This window comes from Nocardia sp. CA-084685 (assembly GCF_050955785.1).
GTDB lineage: Bacteria > Actinomycetota > Actinomycetes > Mycobacteriales > Mycobacteriaceae > Nocardia.
Genome location: NZ_CP192094.1, coordinates 6,189,054 through 6,207,894, shown reverse-complemented (window position 1 = coordinate 6,207,894; position 18,841 = coordinate 6,189,054). Strand labels below are relative to the sequence as shown.

16 protein-coding genes are annotated in these 18,841 nt (G+C 66.2%); 7 read left to right on the top strand and 9 right to left on the bottom strand.

What is annotated here, in order from left to right:
- The first annotated feature begins 338 nt into the window (after nucleotides 1-338).
- Nucleotides 339-1,004, top strand: a complete 666-nt coding sequence (locus ACQP2U_RS27675; RefSeq protein WP_433710137.1) for a class I SAM-dependent methyltransferase — start codon at nucleotides 339-341, stop codon at nucleotides 1,002-1,004.
- Here ACQP2U_RS27675 and ACQP2U_RS27670 read toward each other — a convergent pair.
- The 5 genes from ACQP2U_RS27670 to ACQP2U_RS27650 are packed head-to-tail and all read right to left on the bottom strand — an operon-like array spanning nucleotide 994 to nucleotide 6,277.
- Entirely contained in the window at nucleotides 994-1,629 is a 636-nt protein-coding gene (locus tag ACQP2U_RS27670) for a TetR/AcrR family transcriptional regulator (RefSeq protein ID WP_433710136.1), read from the bottom strand. The two genes, ACQP2U_RS27675 and ACQP2U_RS27670, sit on opposite strands and share 11 nt — an antisense overlap.
- Nucleotides 1,630-1,664: 35 nt before the next feature.
- The gene (locus ACQP2U_RS27665) at nucleotides 1,665-3,200 is read right to left on the bottom strand and encodes a flavin-containing monooxygenase (RefSeq protein WP_433710135.1); all 1,536 of its coding nucleotides are present in this window, start codon (nucleotides 3,198-3,200) and stop codon (nucleotides 1,665-1,667) included.
- Nucleotides 3,197-4,054 carry an SDR family NAD(P)-dependent oxidoreductase gene (locus ACQP2U_RS27660; RefSeq protein ID WP_433710134.1) on the bottom strand — a complete coding sequence of 286 codons (858 nt, stop codon included), beginning with the start codon at nucleotides 4,052-4,054 and terminating at the stop codon, nucleotides 3,197-3,199. The genes ACQP2U_RS27665 and ACQP2U_RS27660 overlap by 4 nt, the downstream gene beginning before the upstream one ends.
- On the bottom strand, nucleotides 4,038-4,937 hold the full coding sequence (locus tag ACQP2U_RS27655) for an alpha/beta fold hydrolase (protein WP_433710133.1): 900 nt from the start codon (nucleotides 4,935-4,937) through the stop codon (nucleotides 4,038-4,040). Before ACQP2U_RS27655 ends, ACQP2U_RS27660 begins: the two co-directional genes overlap by 17 nt.
- Nucleotides 4,934-6,277 (bottom strand): cytochrome P450, encoded by a 1,344-nt coding sequence (locus tag ACQP2U_RS27650; RefSeq protein ID WP_433710132.1) that lies wholly within the window; start codon nucleotides 6,275-6,277, stop codon nucleotides 4,934-4,936. Before ACQP2U_RS27650 ends, ACQP2U_RS27655 begins: the two co-directional genes overlap by 4 nt.
- 123 nt (nucleotides 6,278-6,400) lie before the next feature.
- Between ACQP2U_RS27650 and ACQP2U_RS27645 the strand changes: the two genes are divergently transcribed.
- Nucleotides 6,401-8,053, top strand: coding sequence for a carboxylesterase/lipase family protein (locus tag ACQP2U_RS27645; protein ID WP_433710131.1), 1,653 nt, complete (start codon nucleotides 6,401-6,403; stop codon nucleotides 8,051-8,053).
- Nucleotides 8,054-8,080: 27 nt separating this feature from the next.
- Here the strand turns inward: ACQP2U_RS27645 and lexA are convergent, their stop codons facing one another.
- Nucleotides 8,081-8,794 carry a transcriptional repressor LexA gene (gene lexA / locus ACQP2U_RS27640; protein WP_433710130.1) on the bottom strand — a complete coding sequence of 238 codons (714 nt, stop codon included), beginning with the start codon at nucleotides 8,792-8,794 and terminating at the stop codon, nucleotides 8,081-8,083.
- Between the two features lie 225 nt (nucleotides 8,795-9,019).
- On the opposite strand from lexA, the gene ACQP2U_RS27635 reads away from it, so the two are divergent.
- The 3 genes from ACQP2U_RS27635 (at nucleotide 9,020) to nrdR (ending at nucleotide 11,517) form a co-directional block, all read left to right on the top strand.
- On the top strand, nucleotides 9,020-9,460 hold the full coding sequence (locus ACQP2U_RS27635; protein WP_433710129.1) for a hypothetical protein: 441 nt from the start codon (nucleotides 9,020-9,022) through the stop codon (nucleotides 9,458-9,460).
- A gap of 151 nt (nucleotides 9,461-9,611) precedes the next feature.
- Nucleotides 9,612-10,865 carry a hypothetical protein gene (locus ACQP2U_RS27630; RefSeq protein WP_433710128.1) on the top strand — a complete coding sequence of 418 codons (1,254 nt, stop codon included), beginning with the start codon at nucleotides 9,612-9,614 and terminating at the stop codon, nucleotides 10,863-10,865.
- 175 nt (nucleotides 10,866-11,040) lie between these two features.
- Complete coding sequence (nrdR, locus tag ACQP2U_RS27625; RefSeq protein WP_364494438.1) at nucleotides 11,041-11,517, top strand: transcriptional regulator NrdR; 477 nt, start codon at nucleotides 11,041-11,043, stop codon at nucleotides 11,515-11,517.
- An 8-nt stretch (nucleotides 11,518-11,525) separates the two neighbouring features.
- Here nrdR and ACQP2U_RS27620 read toward each other — a convergent pair whose 3' ends face one another.
- Both ACQP2U_RS27620 and hrpA read right to left on the bottom strand, forming a co-directional pair.
- The gene (locus ACQP2U_RS27620; RefSeq protein ID WP_433710127.1) at nucleotides 11,526-11,747 is read right to left on the bottom strand and encodes a hypothetical protein; all 222 of its coding nucleotides are present in this window, start codon (nucleotides 11,745-11,747) and stop codon (nucleotides 11,526-11,528) included.
- A gap of 294 nt (nucleotides 11,748-12,041) precedes the next feature.
- Nucleotides 12,042-16,274: an ATP-dependent RNA helicase HrpA gene (gene hrpA / locus ACQP2U_RS27615; RefSeq protein WP_433710126.1), complete on the bottom strand. Its 4,233-nt coding sequence runs from the start codon at nucleotides 16,272-16,274 to the stop codon at nucleotides 12,042-12,044.
- Nucleotides 16,275-16,561: 287 nt separating this feature from the next.
- Here hrpA and ACQP2U_RS27610 point away from each other — a divergent pair, with 287 nt between their 5' ends.
- Both ACQP2U_RS27610 and ACQP2U_RS27605 read left to right on the top strand, forming a co-directional pair.
- On the top strand, nucleotides 16,562-16,807 hold the full coding sequence (locus tag ACQP2U_RS27610; RefSeq protein ID WP_433716599.1) for a Pr6Pr family membrane protein: 246 nt from the start codon (nucleotides 16,562-16,564) through the stop codon (nucleotides 16,805-16,807).
- 27 nt (nucleotides 16,808-16,834) lie between these two features.
- A complete protein-coding gene (locus ACQP2U_RS27605; protein ID WP_433710125.1) occupies nucleotides 16,835-18,058 on the top strand; it encodes an aspartate aminotransferase family protein in 1,224 nt (407 codons plus the stop codon).
- A 71-nt stretch (nucleotides 18,059-18,129) separates the two neighbouring features.
- Here the strand turns inward: ACQP2U_RS27605 and ACQP2U_RS27600 are convergent, their stop codons facing one another.
- Nucleotides 18,130-18,834 (bottom strand): class I SAM-dependent methyltransferase, encoded by a 705-nt coding sequence (locus ACQP2U_RS27600; RefSeq protein ID WP_433710124.1) that lies wholly within the window; start codon nucleotides 18,832-18,834, stop codon nucleotides 18,130-18,132.
- Nucleotides 18,835-18,841 lie beyond the last annotated feature (7 nt).

The following is an 18,841-nucleotide window of genomic DNA, read 5'->3' as shown; positions in this document are numbered from 1 at the left end:
TGGCGTATATACAAACGGGCGGAACGTGATTCGAGACGCACAAAACGATATATATTCTGCCGGGGTTGTTAACATAAGACAGCGGCGTTGCGATTGTCATCTCGTCCGAAATTGGTGATCCGGTCCGTGGAATCGCCGCACTGATGTCTCACCGGCGCGGCGGCAGTAGATTACGTGCCACCGCCCGGTTCGCGTACGGATCTCTATGGCGAGGCGGCTCGGCAGCTCGACCGGCACCGCCGAGCACGTCCGTCGACGGTGATCGAGGCCTGGAAGCTCTTGGCGCATCGATGAGTACCGGCCTAGCCTGGACTCCCACTGCGCGAAGAGGAGACGACGTGCCTGACGTCCGGAAAGTGTGGCAGAGCCGAGTCTGGGGGAATCTCGGGGCTCCGGTATACGACTTCGTGCTCGACCATCCGCGGGTGGCCCGGCCCGCGGGACAGGTGATGTGGGGCTGTGATACCCGCCGGATGTATGCGGCAATGGGTGTCGTGAATCAGCTGGCGGAGGGTTCGTCGGTGCTGGATCTGCCGGTTGGCGGCGGCGTGACGCTGCGTCGACTCGAATCCGGTCGCAAGCTCCGCTACGTGGCCGCGGACATTTCCGATGATCAATTGGCGGCGGCGCGCCGCACCGCCGAGCGCGCCGGGCTGTCCGATATCGATTATGTGCGCGCGGATGTGGTCGACCTGTCATTCGCCACGGGCGAGTTCGATCTGGTAGTGAGTTTCGCGGGGCTGCATTGTATGCCGGATCCGGCCGCCGCGGTGGCCTCGCTGGCCCGCGTACTAGCGCCGGGTGGACGTTTGGTCGGCAGTTGTGTAGTGCGCGGGGTCCGGCCACGCTTCGATCTGCACATGCGGGTGATGCGGGCGCTGGGCGTATTCGGTCCGTCCGGTACCACGGCCGAGCTGTCGGATTGGATCGCCGCAGCGGGGCTGCGCAAGGTGGAGCTGGTGTGCAATGGCGCGCTGGCGCAGTTCACGGCCGTTAAGGACTAGCTCCCTGCTCGTAGCGCGGTCCGACCAGGGCGATGGCGGTATCGACGGCGACGTCGATGATGTCGCTGATATCCTTGCCCGCTTCGACCGTGGAGGCGATCAGCTCGCGGAACCCACCGTAGAGGATGGTAGCCATCTGACGGGTCGGCGGATGCAGCCCGGGGGCTTCGAACTCCGGTGTGGTGGTGAGGCTTTGGATCAGATTGATGAAGGCCTCGGCCGCTTCGTGGTAGACCTGGCGCGCGGCCTCGCCGAGCGCGGGTGTGTCCCGAATCCAGGCCAGGGTGATCGTCGTGTCCTGATTGGATGCGTGGATCCAGGCTTCGATAGCCTGCCGGACCTGAGTGCGCCACGGCGCGGCTGGATCGACGGCATCGTAGATCTGCTGGATCGTCTCATTGTTGCGCTCGGCGAGCAGCGCGATGAAACAGTCCTGTTTGCTATCGAAATGTTCGTAGAACGTACGACGGGACGTGCGCGCGTTGCGGACCACATCGGCCACGGTTGTTTCGCGATAACCGCGATCGCGCACGGCCTCGGCCATCGCATCGAGGAGCCGACGCCGGAATGCGGATTCCGGCGCGTCCTCGGTGGCGGTACTGGCGGCGGGCTCGGCACGGGTCACGAGAATCAGGTTAGTTCGCCCCGCCGCCGCGGCGATCATGACCTCACACGCACCGGGATACGGCCGGGTGCGCCGGCCCGGCTCGCGAAGCGGATAGTGCCGTCCTCGATGCGCCCGTGGCGCAGTGCGAGCACATCGTGGGCGTAGTTCATCCCCAAGCGCCAGGGCCGTCGCGAGCCGGCCCTGGGAAAGTGGTCGATGGAACGCTGGACGTAGCCGGATTGGAAATTGAGCAGTGGCTCTGCGGCGATACTCGGATCCGGCCACGGCGTGCACTGGTCGTAGCCGTTGTCGTCCATATGGCGCAGTAATCGGCACACGAATTCGCCCACCAGATCCGCCTTCAATGTCCACGACGCGTTGGTGTAGCCGATGGTGAAGGCGAAGTTGGGGACGCCGCTCAGCATCATTCCCTTATAGGCCATGGTGTCGGGCAGTGGGATGGCCCGGCCGTCGACGCTCAATTCGATCCCGCCGAAGGCGAGCAATTGCAGACCGGTCGCCGTCACCACGATATCGGCGGGCAGCTCGGCGCCCGAGGCCAGACGCAGGCCCTCGGCGGTGAACTTCTCGATGCGGTCGGTCACCACGGCGGCGCGTCCGGCCCGGATCGCCTGGAACAGATCCCCGTCCGGCACCAGGCAGAGCCGTTGATCCCATGGCTTGTAGGTCGGTTTGAAGTGGACGTCCACCTCGTATCCGCTCGGCAATTGCGCGGCCGTCTGTTTCCGGATGAAGTTGCGCATCATATGCGGACGACGCTGGCTGAGTTGGTAGATGAGCGTGCCGATCAGCACGTTCTTCCAGCGGGTGATCGTATAGGCCCGGCGAGGTCCGAGCCGTTCGCGCAGGCGGATCGCCACCGCGTCCTCGGTAGGCACGGACATGATGTAAGTGGGGGAGCGCTGCAGCATGGTCACCTGCGCCGCAGTCTCGGCCATGGCCGGAACCAGGGTCACCGCGGTGGCTCCGCTGCCGATCACGACCACCCGCTTACCGGCATAGTCCAGGTCGGTGGGCCACTGCTGTGGGTGCACGAGTTGCCCACGGAAATCCTCGATTCCGGCGAATTCGGGGGTGTAGCCGTGGTCGTAGTGGTAGTAGCCGCTGCACACATACAGGAAGCCGCAGGTGAATGTCGAGGTGGTGCCGTCGTGTTCGACGGTCACCGTCCACTGCGCCGCTTCGGTCGACCAGGAGGCCCCGATAACCTTGTGCCCGAACCGGATTCGGCGATCGATGCCGGCTTCGGCGGCGGTGTCACGGATGTAGTCGAGGATCGACGGCCCGTCGGCGATGGCGGCGGCCTGAGTCCATGGGCGGAAACGGTAACCGAGGGTGTGCATATCGGAATCCGAACGCACCCCCGGATAGCGGAACAGATCCCAGGTGCCGCCGACTACCGTGCGCGCTTCCAGAATTGCGTAGGTGCGCGTCGGGAAGGCCGTCTGGAGATGGTGCGCCGCGCCGATGCCGGACAGACCGGCCCCGACGATCAGCACATCGAAGTGCTCGGGCCCACCCGTCTCGCGGACACCACCCACCGGGGAATCGCCGTGCGATGCGCTCATGCTGTCACCTCCGCCTTCGCGCGGGCCCGCAGACGCCGCTCCAGTACTGCGAATATGTCGTAGTAGTGCGTGGGCGCGACGCGTGCGAGTGCGTCGAAAACGTAGGCATCCGGCCCGACCAGAATCCGTGACTTCCCGCGTTCGACTCCGCGACAGATGATTTCGGCCGCCTTGTCCGGTGAGGTCAACGTCATCGCCTCGAACTCCGCCGCTATCTGCTCGCGCGAGCGACCGCGTCCCTCGGGATCCTTGCGCACCCGGGCATTTCGCGCGATGTTGGTGGTGATACCACCCGGATGCACATTCACCGCGGACACTCCCGTGCCCCGAAGTTCCTGGCGCAGTGCGTCGGTGAAGCCGCGCACCGCGAATTTCGCCGCGCAGTAGGCGCTTTGATTCGGCATGCCGAGCAGTCCGAATACGCTGGAGGTATTCACGATGACACCCTTGTCCTGTTCGACCAGGATGGGCAGGAATGCGCGAGTGCCATGGACCACGCCGTCGAAGTTGATCTGCCGCAGCCATTCATCGTCTTCGGGAACCGCGTCGAGCACCGACGAGCCCACCGCCACACCGGCATTGTTGAATACCGCCGCCAATGGCTCGGTAAGCCAGTCCTCGACCTCGGCGGCGAAGGCGAGTTGGTCGGCGGCATCGCGTACATCGAGCACGCGGACGAGTACCGGACCGGTCAGCGTGTCGGCCGTCTGTTTCAAGCCGACCTCGTCGATATCGGCAATGGCCACGGGTGACCCACGGCGCGAAAGCAATTGGGCCAGACTGCGACCGATGCCGGAGGCGGCGCCGGTGATCATGGCGGGATGGCCGGACAACGGCCTAGCGGTGCGTGGCATCGGTGCTCCTGGCGCTGCGGATGTGGGTGTCGATGAGATCGGTGAGCGTCGGCCGGACGCCGACGGGCAGGTCGTGGCCCATGCCGGGCAGGGTGTGCAGGCGCGCACCGGTGATGGCGCCCGCCGTGACGGTGCCGCCGGTGGGATTCACCATCAGGTCGCGGTCACCGTGCAGGATCAGCGTCGGGGCGATGACGGCGCTGAGTTCTGCGGTGCGATCACCGGATTTGAGGATGCCGGCGAGCTGACGGCCGACGCCCGGTGCCGGATGGGGATCGCGGTCCCAGGTCGTCGCCGCGGCGGCGCGCACCGCGTGTTCGTCGAACGGGTAACCGTGCGAGCCTATGTGGCGGAACATACGCACCGAGCGTTCGATGTGTTCGGTGCGGGTCCGGGCCGGTCGGCCGAACATCAACCGCCATGTCGACAGGGCCGGTCGCCCGACCCGTGCCGCACCGGTCGTCGACATGATCGAGGTGAGCGAGGTGACCCGGGCCGGATAGCGGGCGGCCACGGTCTGTGCGATCATCCCGCCGAGCGACATCCCGACCACATGCGCGGAGCTCAGTTCCAGCGCGTCGAGTAGACCGACGGTGTCGGCGGCCATATCAGAGAGATCGTATTGCGCTGTGTGCCACCGCTTTCGTAGGAAATCGAGCGGACTCGGCGGTGGGAAGCCGAAGTGCGTCGATTTGCCGACATCGCGATTGTCGAAGCGGATGACCTGGTAGCCGCGCGCGACGAGGAGTTCGCAGAGACCACCGGGCCAGTCGTGCAGTTGCTGTCCCAGACCGGCGACGAGCAGCAGCGCGGTGTCGCCGTCACCGAGGCGCTCGTATGCGAGTGTGACGCCGTGGCCGACATCGGCGAATTGCTCTGTCATGCCGTGACCTGTTCTGCTCTGGCCTCGGCGGTGCTGGGCTGTGGTGCGCGGCGATAGACCACGGCGCGGCCCTTCTTGGCGGGCACCAGCGCGACACCGCGGAAGTGCGTGCGCTCATCGGGTGCGTCGGTCGGCTCCAGCGTGAAATCCCTTAGCAGCGTGCGCAATACGACATTCATCTCCATGGTGGCGAAGGCCGCGCCGATGCAGCGCCGGGCGCCGCCGCCGAAGGGAATCCAGCTGAAGGTGCCCGGCCGGACACCGACGAAACGATCCGGATCGAAGGCACGGGCGTTCGGGAACAGCTCCTCGTTGTCGTGCATGAGCCGAATGCTGACCAGCACATTCTGCCCCTTGGGTAGGGTCCACCGACCAAGTTGCATCGACTCCGCGCGCACCTTGCGGAACGTCGAGTCGATGACCGGGCGCACCCGTTGCACCTCGAGCAGGGTAGCCTCGCGCAGTTCCGAACCGCCTTCGTCGACCTCGGTGACCAAGCGCCGCAACACTTCCGGATGCCTGCGCAACCGCTCGATAGTCCACGACAGTGTGGTCGCTGTGGTCTCGTGCCCGGCGGTGAGCAGGGTGAGCAGTTCGTCGGCGATCTCGCTGCGGGTCATCGCGCTGCCGTCGTCGTAGCGGGCCTGCAGCATCATCGCGAGCACGTCGTCGCGGTCGGCGAGATGACCGTCGTCGGCGGCGCGGTTGATGAGCCTGCCGACGATCTCGTCGTAATGACGGCGGTGCGCGGCGAAGCGGGCCCACGGACCGTACCGCCCCAAGAACTTTTGCGGCACCGGCAGTGCCGCAAGCGCCGAACCGACCAGCACCAGTCTGGGCAGCAGCTCGCGCAGTTCGTCGAATTCCTTACCTTCGGCGCCGAAGACGGCACGGAGGATCACGTTCAGGGTGATCCGCATCATCGAATCCATCGTCGCGAACTCCCGGCCCTGCGGCCAGGTGGCCAGCTCGCGCACTGTCTCCTCCTCGATCAGCGTCTCGTACACCGAGAGGCGACGACCGTGGAACGGCGGGGTGAGCAATTTTCGCTGTTTGCGGTGTTCGGCGCCCCGCAGCGAGAACAGTGAGCCGGGACCGAGGAACTGGCCGAGATTGACATCGACGTTATCGGCCACCTCGGAGCTCGCGGTGAACAGCGCCTTCACCTCGGCCGGTTCGGATAGCACCATGACCCGCCCGAAGCGCGGTAGGTAGACCGTGAACGCCGAGCCGTACCGCCGATGCAATCTGCGCCATGCGCGGGTGCGGCCCGCCAATACCTCTGCGGCCTGTACCAAGGCCGGGGTTGTAGGCCCGTCGGGCAAGTTCACCGTGGTCATGCGACACCTCCCAGTGGTACATCTGTGTACCAACACCACGGTACGCTCACGTACCGTGGTGTGGCAAGGGTCACTTTCGGAATTGCCGCCCGCTTCCTCGGTGCGTGTGGTTAGCGTGAGCGCGTGCGCAAGCATCGTTGGGTTACCACGGGAGGCTGGGTTCGCGGCATGGATGAGCTGCGCGGATTGCCTGATCGGCTGGCCACGCGGGGCTGGGTCGCCATCCTGGCGTCGGTCATCGTGCTGATCGGTGTCGCCGGACCCGCTCCCGCCCAGCCGCCCGCCGCCGATCTCGTCACCGTCGAGACCGGTCAGCTGCGCGGCATCGTGGCCGCGGAGCATCGACTGTTCGCGGGCATCCCCTACGCCGCCCCGCCGGTCGGCGAATTGCGCTGGCGGCCACCGGCTCCAGCCGCACCGTGGCCCGGCATTCGAGATGCCACCGTGGCCGGGCCGAGCTGCCCGCAGGACAACGACTTCTACGGGATAGTCGGTGCGAACCCGACGAAATCAGAAGACTGTCTCTCTCTGAATGTTTCGACGCCGCGCAACCTGCCCATCGACGGTAGTGGGCTCCCGGTGCTGGTCTGGATCCACGGCGGCAGTTTTGTCACCGGCTCCGGCGACGTTTACGGTGCCGAGCCGCTGATCGCGCACGGTGACGGTGACCTGATCGTGGTCACGATCAACTACCGGCTCGGCACGCTCGGCTACCTCGCCGCCTCGGCGCTCGACGATGGTTCCGGGCCCGGCAATTACGGTTACCTGGATCAGCAGGCCGCATTGCGCTGGGTGCGGCGCAATATCGCGGCATTCGGTGGTGATCCGGAGCGCGTGACGCTGGCGGGCGAGTCGGCCGGTGCGACATCGGTATGCACTCAGATGGTCGCGCCGAGCTCGCGTGGGCTGTTCCGGGCCGCGATCATGGAGAGCGGGCCGTGCAGCCCCGGTGTGCCCGCCGCGACGGCGGTGGCAGACGGTGACGCGTACGCCGCACGTCTCGGATGCGCCGGACCCGGAACCGCGGCGTGCCTGCGCGCGCTGCCGGTCGATACGTTGGTGAGCGATTCCATCACCCCGACGGTATACGGCGGCCAGTTCCTACCGTCCGCGCCGCAGGCGGCCGTGCGCAACGGCGCCTTCGCCGATGTGCCCACCCTCGTCGGTGCGAACAACGACGAGATGTCGCTGTGGGTGTACATGAAATATGGTGTGCCCCTTGGCCAGCCGCTGACCGCCGCCGGATATCGCGACGCACTGGCCGCCGCCATGCCCGACCTGACGCCGGAGCAACTCGACCGCGTCGAACAGACCTATCCGGTCGCCGCCTATCCGCAGCCCGCGCTCGCACTGTCGCGCGCCTGGACCGATCGCATCCTCGCCATGCTCGTTGTCGAATACGAAGGGCTCGGCCCGCGCACGCCCACCTACACCTACTCCTTCGACGACCCAGCGCCGCTCGGCCCACCGAATATCTTCCCGCTGGGCGCGTACCACGCCAGCGAACTGGCATCGCTGTGGAGCCTGCGCGACCTCGGCTGGCTCTACGGCGCCGCCCTGACGCCGGACCAGCAGCGCCTCGCCGCCGAAATGCGAAGGTACTGGGCCCGATTCGCCATTGATGCCCGCCCGGATCCGGCCGGTCTCGAACCGATCCCGGCCTATGATCCCGCTGCACCCCTCGTCATGTCCTTGCGGCCCAGCGGAAACCGGCTCATCGACTCCTACGCCGCGGACCATCGAGCCGATTTCTGGGCGCCCATGCTGCCGCGCTGAGCTGGGTCGGATCGCCCTGAACTGGGGTCAGATTTTGCGGATAACCGTGACCACCTTGCCGAGGATCCGCGCGTCATTGCCCGGAATCGGTTCGAACAGCGGATTGTGCGGCATGAGCCAGACATCCTTACCGGTGCGCTTGAATGTCTTCACCGTCGCCTCGCCCTCGATCATCGCGGCGACGATATCGCCGTTGTCGGCGACGTTCTGCTGGCGCACGACTACCCAGTCGCCATCGCAGATCGCGGCGTCGACCATCGATTCACCGACGACCTTGAGCAGGAACAGCGAGCCGTCACCGACCAGTTCGCGCGGCAGTGGGAAGACATCCTCCACCGCCTGCTCCGCCAGGATCGGGCCACCGGCGGCGATCCGACCCAGCACGGGCACGAAGGTCGGGACGGGCCGCCCGGTGTCGACATCCTCGGTGGTGGACGGCAGGCTGGTCACCGCGCGCACCGCCTCGTCGAGACCGCGAACGTCAACGGCGCGTGGGCGATTCGGGTCGCGGCGTAGATAGCCCTTGCGTTCGAGAGTGCGCAGCTGGTGGGCGACCGACGACGTGGAGGTGAGTCCAACCGCATCGCCGATCTCGCGGATGCTCGGCGGGTAGCCGCGCTCGCTCACGGAGGTGCGGATGACCTCCAGAACTTTGCGCTGACGCACGGTGAGATCCGCCCCGGTAACGGATGGGTCGGTGCCAACTCCGCTCTCGTCGCCCGTGTCGTCTGTATGGCTCACCGCAACCGCCCTTCTGTGTCTATTGATTTCGTCTATCGAATCTAGTCCGGTAACCCCGATGTATCAAACATCTGTTCGAGGCATGTCGGCGTTTTCTGCTGACTTTGCCGGCGAGGCGTGGTAGAAATCGAACACAAGTTCTTCGAACACATGATCGAAAAGCTACTCCACCGTCTCGCGACATACCTGAGCACCCCCTAACACCCCTTCATGGAGGTTTGTCCGATGAGCACAGCGATCCGCGCCACGAGCACCGACCTTCAGGGTGAGGTCGACGTCGATCTCGGCTTCGAATCCGTTCCGCGCGTGCGGCGCCAGCATCGCGGCGGCGTTCGTGCCCTCGAGGCCGCGCGTGCCGCGACGGATCGGCGGCCGCGCGACAGTCGGCCCGGTGGTGCTGTGGTGCCGTACGGTCGAGGTTTCATTCGAACTCCCGCGCTACGTCAGGCGCAGGGTCCGCATCCGATGGAGCGGGTCGAACGGGCGCAGGTCGGTTTCGCGGTGCTCGCGGTGTCCGCACTGTTGAGCGCGCTGGTGGTGACAGCTTTGATCGGCTTGGCGCATTGGCGTGCTGGAACTTTCGGCGGCGAGACCCCGACGACGGTGCCCGCCGTGGTCGAGCAGCAGTCGGTTCCGGATGGTGTCGGTGTGGGTGCGCCGACGTAGCTCGGCGAAAGCCGGTGTGGCGGACGGCGACCGGCTGATCCGCCACGAAGCGTGGCCGAAATTGTCGATTGCAAACTAGAACATGTTGCTACTGTGCCTGAAAACGTGACCTAGGCAACTCTCGCCGACGAACGATTTCGGGACACCCGCAATGACGCATCGCTGCACCGCTGCACACGCTCTCCGTCTGCTCGCCCGGATCGCCGGGCTGCTGGCCTGTCTTATCTTCGCGCTCACCATGATTCCGGCCGCACAGGCGGCACCCGCGTATGAGGCGTATCTAGATCTACCCGCCCTCAACGGGGACGGTGCCGGTGGAAGCGGACTGAATCCCGCGCTGCCCCTGGATGAGTCGACGTTGCGTGCGGCGCTCGACGAAGCCAGAGGCGACGGGGTGGCACCGAGCCGCTACGCCACACTGCTGCACCAGTATTGGCTGGTGGTCTCGACCCGCAATGCCGATATCGATCTCGCGGCCTGGGATCCGGCGCTCGGCGTGCGTGCCAACCAGCGCACCTTCAGTCAGGTGTACGTCAACTACTTCCGGCTGGCGAATCAGCATCAGGAGTACTGGTGGGCGGGCCTGGCCGGAATCGCGGGCGGCTCCTTCGCCTCGGGCTTCTTCGATCTCAGCGATGTCGGCATGGTGCTCGACGTGCCCGGAATCCATCAGCTCGGCGATGCGGTCGCCGACCTGTTGCGCGGCACCCCACCGGAATTGGTGGCCAAGGTGCCCGCCGATATCCGGCTGCTCGCTACCGAGGGTTCGCGGCTGAGCGCCGAGGATGTCGCCTGGTATCAGACTCGGCTGATGATCATGCAGAAGCACATATTCACCGATCTGGTCCCGATGCACGAGGCGTATGCCGCGCTCGGGATGGCCGGAATCGACGAAATGTATGCGGCCGGGGTAATCGATGCCGATATCCGCACCGCCTGGCAATCGATCGATTCCCATACCCGCGACGGATATGTGGACGCGCTCATCCGCATGACCGATCGTGAGCAGAACCGCGTCATCGCCGACCAATGGGACCTCACCTCGGCGGGGCGCGGCTCGATGGGGCGGGTCATGACCTACGTGAGCACGGTGGCGGGTAAGCCCGCCGTCCCCGGCGTCCGCGCGCCCGGTGTTTTCGCCCCCGCCACCGTCAGCGCGGATATCGCGGGACACACCGTTTCACTGCGCACCCCGCTGCCGGACTTCAACTGGGCCGATCGCGATGCCCGCTGGACCTACATCACCGGCGATCTGGTGCTGCGCCATATCGATATGGAGAGCAATCGGCCGTTCGCCGAGGTGGTGCTCGGTGAATCCTTCTGGAGCAAGCTCGCACACGGACGGATGATCGCGCGCATTCCGGATCTGATCGCCGATCTGACGACGCAATGGCAACTCGGCTGAGTGTCGATCGACGGGGTAGTTGGGACGTGTGAGACGGTTGGTGACCCCTCCCGGGTATCCTGGACCTGATATGGACGTATCGGTCTAGACCCCTGTACACGTGCTCGCCGGATCGGGACTGGCGAACCGGAGCCGATTCGGACGCGGGCGCGCGCATCGACGAAGGATCTCTCGGATGCATTGTCCCTACTGCCGACACCCCGACTCGCGGGTTGTCGACTCGCGTGAGGCCGAGGAAGGCGCGGCCATCCGCCGTCGGCGCTCCTGCCCGCAGTGTGGGAGACGATTCACCACCGTGGAGACCGCGATCCTATCCGTGGTCAAGCGCAGCGGCGTCACCGAGCCGTTCTCCCGGGAAAAGGTGATTCGCGGCGTGCGGCGCGCCTGCCAGGGTCGCGAGGTCGCCGAAGACGCGCTGAACCTGCTGGCCCAGCAGGTGGAGGACGCGGTGCGTGCGAAGGGTTCGCCCGAGGTGCCCAGCCATGAGGTCGGCCTGGCCATCCTCGGCCCGCTGCGGGATCTGGACGAGGTGGCCTACCTGCGTTTCGCCTCGGTCTACCGCTCCTTCACCTCCGCCGACGACTTCGAACGCGAAATCGCCGACCTGCGCAAGCATCGCGAGGCAGCGACGGTCGCGGCCTCCGCCGACTGATCGGGCTGTCAGAGACAGATCCCCGGCGGACACGAGCAGCCGAAGCTGCCCATCGCCTGCCCGGGACAGATGCTGACCGAACCGGTATCGAGCAGCCGAACCAACTGCCGCAACACGTCGGTATCGACGTGCACCGGTGTGGGCTGTATCGGTATGTCTGCCGAAGCGGTCGCCACCGGTGCGAGCGCGACCGCACCGGCGGCGAGGATCGGCGCGAGGAATTTCCCCATGGGCGAATACCTCTTTCCAGGATTCACGTCGGACTGCTGAACCGAAGCGGTGCGGTACTATCAGCGGCCGCAATGTTCTTGCGCGCCACCATGTCCGGCGACTGTATCGCCGGATCTGGGCTCGGTCGTGCCCCCAGAACTACCGTTGCGAGCGCAGCCAGTGCCTCGGAAACAGCCGGTGTAAATCGGATGCAGGCTGCGCCCGGTCGGCACCGTGGTGCGTGTCGGCGCCGAGGTCGACGGCATCGCAATGGGCAACCTTGTCGATCGGGCACGCTGGTAGCCGCCGTGGCATCAGCGGCGGATGGCGGCGATGGCCTTTTCGATGCGCTTGGTGGAGACCGGGTACGGGGTGCCGAGTCTCTGGGCGAACAGGCTGACGCGCAATTCCTCGATCATCCACCACATTTCGGTGACATCGGGCGCGTGCTTGCGTGCTTCGGGCAGGGCATTGACGAGGCGGGCGTATGCGGCGAGGGCGCGGTCGATTTCGATCATGCCCTGTCGGTCGCGCACCGCGGAGCCGGGTAGCGACTCCAGGCGGATTCGGGCGGCCTCCAGGTAGCGGGGTAGTTCGCGCAGGCGAGCGCCGCCCCACTCCGAGATGAAACCGGCGAAGATCAGTTCGTCGAGTTGGTGGCGGACATCGTCGGCGATATCGCGTTCGGAGGTATCGGCGAGTGCGGACGCAACCTGGTGCGCCCCGGCCAAGACCGGCACCACCAAGCGCACGATACGGGCCACAGCGGAGACGAAGTCGGGGCGTATCTTCGAGACCAAGGCTTCGAACTGCTGCGGACTGCGCACCGGCCCACCGGCGGCGGCGATCAATTCGTCCGCGGCCGCGGCGCGGCAATCCTCGATGAGCGCGTCGAGCGAACCGTACGGATTCTGGCTCAGCGCAAGCCGTTCCCGCGGTGGCAGGCTGGCGGTGACGGTGCGGACCGAGGTGGGAATCGCGCTCAACACCAGTGTGCGCGTGCCGACCCGCATAGCGGCGGCCTGCGCCGCGGGGGAGCTCAGCACGCGCACCGCGACACCATCCCCCTCGGGGACCAGCGCCGGGTAACCGGTGACCGTCTGTCCGGCCACTTCGCTGCGTACCGTCGGCTCGACCGTTCCCAGCGATTCCGAGGTCCACACGGTGGCGGGCGCACGTTCCGCACCCGCGGTGGCACGGGCGACCGAGGCCGACACCTGCTCGGAAAGCTTGGTTTTCAACTGGGCGAGGTTCTTCCCACGCGCCAGCACTCGGCCTTCGGCATCGATGGCAGCGAAGGTTATGCGCAGATGGTCCGGCAGCGCGGCGGGGTCGAGATCGCTCGGCGCGATGCTGACCGCACCGAGTCGCGACAGTTCCCTGGCAAGGCCGATGCGCAGGGGTTCGGCGCGTGGCGTGAGCGCGGCGAGTGCGGCGGCGGCGAAGTCCGGTGCGGGAACGACGGTGCGGCGCAGGGCCTTCGGCAGCGTCTTGATCAGCGCGGTGGCCAGCTCGTCACGCATACCGGGCACCAGCCAGTCGAAGCCGACGGCGCGCACATGCGCCAACTGCTCGACCGGGATCCGCACGGTGACGCCGTCATCGTCGTTGCCGGGCTCGAATTGGTAGGTGAGCGGGAAGCTCAACTCGCCTTGGCGCCAGGCGTCCGGAAAGTCGGTCGGGTCGAGCGTTGCCGCGGTTTCATTGACCACGGTATCGGTCGAGAAGTCGAGCAGCGCGGGATCTTTGCGCTTCGCGGTGCGCCACCAACTGTCGAAGTGACGCACCGAAACGATATCGGCGGGGATGCGCTTGTCGTAGAACTCGAACAGCACCTCATCGTCGACGAGGATGTCGCGGCGACGTGCGCGGTGCTCCAAATCGGCGACATCATCGAGCAGGTCGCGATTGCGGTGGAAGAACTCGTGGCGGGTCTGCCACTCGCCCTGTACGAGGGCATGCCGGATGAACAGCTCGCGCGACAGTTCCGGATCGATCCGGCCGTAATCCACCGCGCGGCTGACCACCAGCGGTACGCCGTACAGCGTGACCCGCTCGTACGCGCGTGCTGCGCCACGTTTGGACGACCAATGTGGTTCGGAGTAGGTGCGTTTCACCAGATCTCCGGCCAGCCGCTCGGCCCACTCCGGCTCCACTCGGGCTGCCATCCGGCCCCAGAGCCGGGAGGTCTCGACCAGTTCGGCCGCCATTACCCAGCGGGGCGGCTTCTTCGCCAGCGAGGATCCGGGGAAGATCATGAATTTGGCATTGCGAGCACCGAGGAATTCGCGGGTCTCTGCCTCGCGGACACCGATGTGGGACAGCATGCCCGCCAGCAGTGCCTGGTGTATGGCGGTCGAATTCCACGGGGTGCCATCGTTTTCGAGTGCCTCGGCGGCCTGGAGTTGCGAAGCGGTGGTGTTGTCGCGCGCGCGGCCACTGCGGTTCGCCTTCGTGCGAGACGAGTCCGCGCCGCCCGAGTCCGCGTGCGCCGAATCGGCGTCATGCCTCTTGCGCTGTCCACCATCGGAATTGCGACTGTCCGCAGCGGATCGTCTACGGCGCGAATCGCTTTCCGAGCCGTCGCCCTGCACCGTCCAGCCGAGCCCACGAGTGATGGTCCGCAACTGCCCGTGCAGATCCTGCCACTCCCGGATCCGCAGATAGTGCAGGAACTCGTCGCGGCACATGCGTCGGAACTGATTGGACGACAGCGACTTGCGCTGTTCGGTCAGATACTCCCACAACCGCAGGTAGGCCAGGAAATCCGAACCCTCGACCACGAAGCGGGCGTGTTTGGTGTCCGCGGCTTGCTGATGCTCCGCTGGACGTTCGCGTACATCCTGAATGGACAGCGCCGCGACGATGATCAGCACATCGGCGAGCACGCCGTTGCGGTGGGCTTCGACCAGCATGCGCGCCATTCGCGGATCCACCGGTATCTGCGCCATTTCACGCCCGGTAGGGGTGAGCGTCAGCGTCGCGTCGGAGACTTTTTCCGCTCGGCCTCTTTCGGGCGCGGTGCTGTCGGTCGGCTGGTCCGAGGGGATTGTCGAATCAGCCTGCTGCCGAGCCGGTTTCGCCGTCGCGCGCGGAGCGAGCGCACCCAATTCCTCCAGCAGCGCGACACCGTCGCGAATCGCCCTGCGGTCGGGCGCCTCCACGAACGGGAACTTCTCGATATCGCCGAGTCCGAGCGCGGTCATCTGCAGGATGACGGCGGCCAGATTGGTCCGCAGGATCTCCGGTTCGGTGAAGGCGGGGCGGGCTTCGAAGTCTTGCTCGGAGTACAGGCGAATGCAGATGCCATCGGCGACGCGGCCGCAGCGGCCCGCGCGCTGGCGGGCCGAGGCCTGCGAGACCTCTTCGATAGGCAGGCGCTGCACCTTGGTGCGCATCGAATAGCGGGAGATGCGGGCGGTGCCGGGATCGATGACGTAGCGGATGCCGGGGACGGTCAGCGAGGTCTCGGCGACATTGGTGGCCAGCACGACTCGTCGCCCCGGATGCGGGGCGAAGACACGATGCTGTTCGGCCGTGGACAGGCGCGCGTAGAGCGGCAGGATCTCGGTGCGTGGAATCCGCAAGTCGCGCAACGCATCCGCGGCATCGCGGATCTCGCGCTCACCGGATAGGAAGACCAGCACGTCGCCGTCGCCCTCGGCGAAGAGTTCGCGCACCGCCTCACCGATGGCGTCCACCGGGTCGCGGTCCACGATCCGGGTGTCCTCATCATCGTCATCGGTGGCGACGGGTAGCTCGAGCGATAGCGGCCGGTATCGGATTTCGACCGGATAGGAGCGGCCGGACACTTCGACAATCGGTGCGGGAGTGCCCGATTCGTCAGCGAAGTGGCGGGCGAACAATTCCGGATCGATGGTCGCGGAGGTGATGATCACCTTGAGGTCCGGTCGGCGCGGCAGCAATTGCTTCAGGTAGCCGAGCAGGAAGTCGATATTGAGGCTGCGTTCGTGCGCCTCGTCGATGATGATCGTGTCGTAGCGGCGCAGCAGTCGGTCGCGCTGGATTTCGGCGAGCAGAATGCCGTCGGTCATCAGCTTGACCAGGGTGCGATCGGAGGCCTGATCGGTGAAACGCACGGTGTAGCCGACGACATCGCCCAGTTCGGTGCCCAACTCCTCGGCGATGCGCTCGGCGACGGTGCGCGCGGCCAGCCGGCGTGGCTGGGTGTGCCCGATCGTGCCGCGGATGCCACGGCCCAGTTCCAGGCAGATCTTCGGAATCTGGGTGGTCTTACCCGATCCGGTCTCACCGGCGACGATGACGACTTGGTTGTCCAGGATCGCCTTGGCGATATCGTCGCGGCGTGCGGAGACGGGTAGCTGCTCCGGATAGCGGATTTCGGGTACCGCGGCACGGCGGGCCTCGACGCGCTGCTCGGCCGCCGCGATCTCGGCCGTGATACCGGTGAGATCGCCGCCGCGGGCCCGGTCCAGGTTGCGGCGCAACCGGTGTTCATCGCGGAGGGTTACGGCGGCCAGGCGGGTCCGAAGCTCGCGGAGATTCGCGTTGGCTGTCCTGGTCATTGCGTTCACCAGGGTAGCGAAACCGGCGCGTCGAATCCGACTCGGGCGTGGGCATCCGGTGAGCACACCGGCGAAGCGGCCGCCGACACTGTTGCTGACGTGCGGCCATCGAATCCTATGTGCTCGGCGTCATAGTGTCGCCGATCGCGGGCTCCCGTGACCTTACGCGGTACTGCTGGCGCACATCTGCGTGCGAGACGGACCGGGGTGGGTGGATAAGGTGGTGCAGCGCATCATGCCAATGGTGATGATCGTGGACTAGGTGCTGGCGCCGGTCGCGCTGAGCTATTTCCGGGCGGCTGATCGCGGGCTGGCTGGTCTACCCGCTCGACTACGGTGCATACATCCTCATTCGTGGCCGGATCGTCGACTGGTATCCGTTCCTCGATCCACGGCATCAGGGTTATGTGTCGATGACGATGGGCCTGGTGGTCCTGGTCATCGGATTCGCGCTGCTCGCCGTCGCGGTGGCCGGGCTCGGTGCGCCGTGCGGCCGTCGGCACGGTGCCGGGCCAGCCGGGGGAGCGAAGTGAGATAGTTGTCGAATAGAGGTGGTTGATATGGGCGCGCTATGGCATGGTTTCGCCGACATGGGTGCCGTGGAACGCGACGGCGCATTCGTCGTGGCGCGTGGCGAGGGTGCCTACATCTACGACCAGGCGGGCACCAGGTATCTGGACGCGACGGCCGGGCTGTGGTTCACCAATGTCGGGCACGGACGCGCCGAGATCGCCGATGCCGTCGCCGCACAACTGCGCACGGTCGCGCACTATTCGAATTTCGGTGATTTCGCCGAACCCGCCACCCAGGAGTTGGCGGAGAAGTTGGCGAGCATCGCACCGGTGCCGGGCAGCAAGATCTTCTTCACCTCCGGCGGCTCGGATTCGGTGGATACCGCGGCCAAGCTCGCCCGTCGCTACTGGCACCAGCTCGGGCGGCCGGATAAGACCATCGTGGTCGGAAGACAGCGCGCGTATCACGGAATGCATGTCGCGGGAACGGCTTTGGCGGGGATTGCGGTCAACCGCGAGGGCTACGGCGAGCTGATGGCCGATGCCCGCACCGTCGAATGCGACGATGCGAAAGCGTTGCTCGCGCTCATCGAGGAGATCGGCGCGGAGCGCATCGCGGCCTTTTTCTGCGAACCCATTATCGGCGCGGGCGGAATCTACCTGCCGCCGGACGGCTACCTCACCGAGGTCCGTCGCATCTGCCACGATCACGATATCCTCTTCGTCGTCGACGAGGTCGTCACCGGTTTCGGCCGCATCGGCGGATCTTGGTTCGCCGCAACCCGTTTCGAGCTCGAACCCGACCTCATGACCACCGCCAAGGGTCTCACATCCGGCTATATCCCGATGGGTGCGGTCTTCATCGCCCCGCACATCGCCGATCCCTTTTTCCGCGGCGGCGTCTGGTGGCGCCACGGCTACACCTACGGCGGCCACGCCGGCGCCGCCGCAGCAGCCCTGGCGAACCTCGCCATCATCGAACGCGAAAACCTCCTCGACGCAGCGAAGCGCCTGGAGTCTGCCCTCGACGAAAAGCTCGCACCCCTCGCGGATCATCCCCGCGTCGCCGAGGTCCGCAGTGGTCTCGGCGCCGTCGCCGCCATCCAACTCGCCGACCCCGCCGAAGCTCTGCCGTTCGTGAAAACTCTACGCGCCCATGGCATTTCCGGACGCGCGGCGGGTCAGGGTGCCATGCAGATCTCCCCGTCATTTGTCATGACCGATACCCAAGTCGACGAACTCGTCGAGGGCTTCACCCGTGCCCTGGGCTGAGCCCTCGATGTCGATGCAATGACGCGTGGGTCGCGCCGGACAAAGCAGCCCGCGACATGGCTTGTGGCGGATCAGTCCAGCCGAGCGCACAGCAGCCAGGCCGGAACCGACTTGCGGCCACCGGGTTCGTCGCGGATGCCCTCGAACCGGAACGTCGGGCCGCCCGCGGGCGACTCGATGTCGCCCGTGGGCAGGTTGCCATGGATTCGTGCGGGCCTGATCTCATCGATCGTCCAGTACTTCTGCACCGCCGCCCGGAGCTCGTCGGCGGTGACCGGTGCCGGGCCGGGTCCGGGCACTTCGGGCAGGGCGGCCCGGTCGAACACCAGCGCGAAATACGACGCACCCGGTGCGGCGGCGCGCACGATCGACTGCTGGTATCCCTCGCGCGACTCGACCGGGATCGAATGGAACAGCGTGCTGTCGACGATGGTGCCGAAGCGGCCGTCGTAGCCGGTGAAGGAGGTGATGTCGGCGACCTCGAAGGAGGCGTTGGTCAGGCCACGCCTGGACGCCTCGGCGCGGGCCAGCTCGATCGCGGTCGCCGATAGGTCCAGCCCCACCGTGGTGTAGCCCCGCTCGGCCAGATGCAGCGAGATCGCCGCCTCCCCGCATCCGACATCGAGGACATCGCCATGGAATCTGCCCTGCTCGATCAGCGTGGCGAGTTCGGGTTGGGGTTCCCCGATGCTCCACGGCGGTTTGACACCCGGCCCGAAAGGACCGGCCGTGCCTCGATAGATGGCTTCGAAATCGAAATCATCCGACGCTGTCATAGCATAT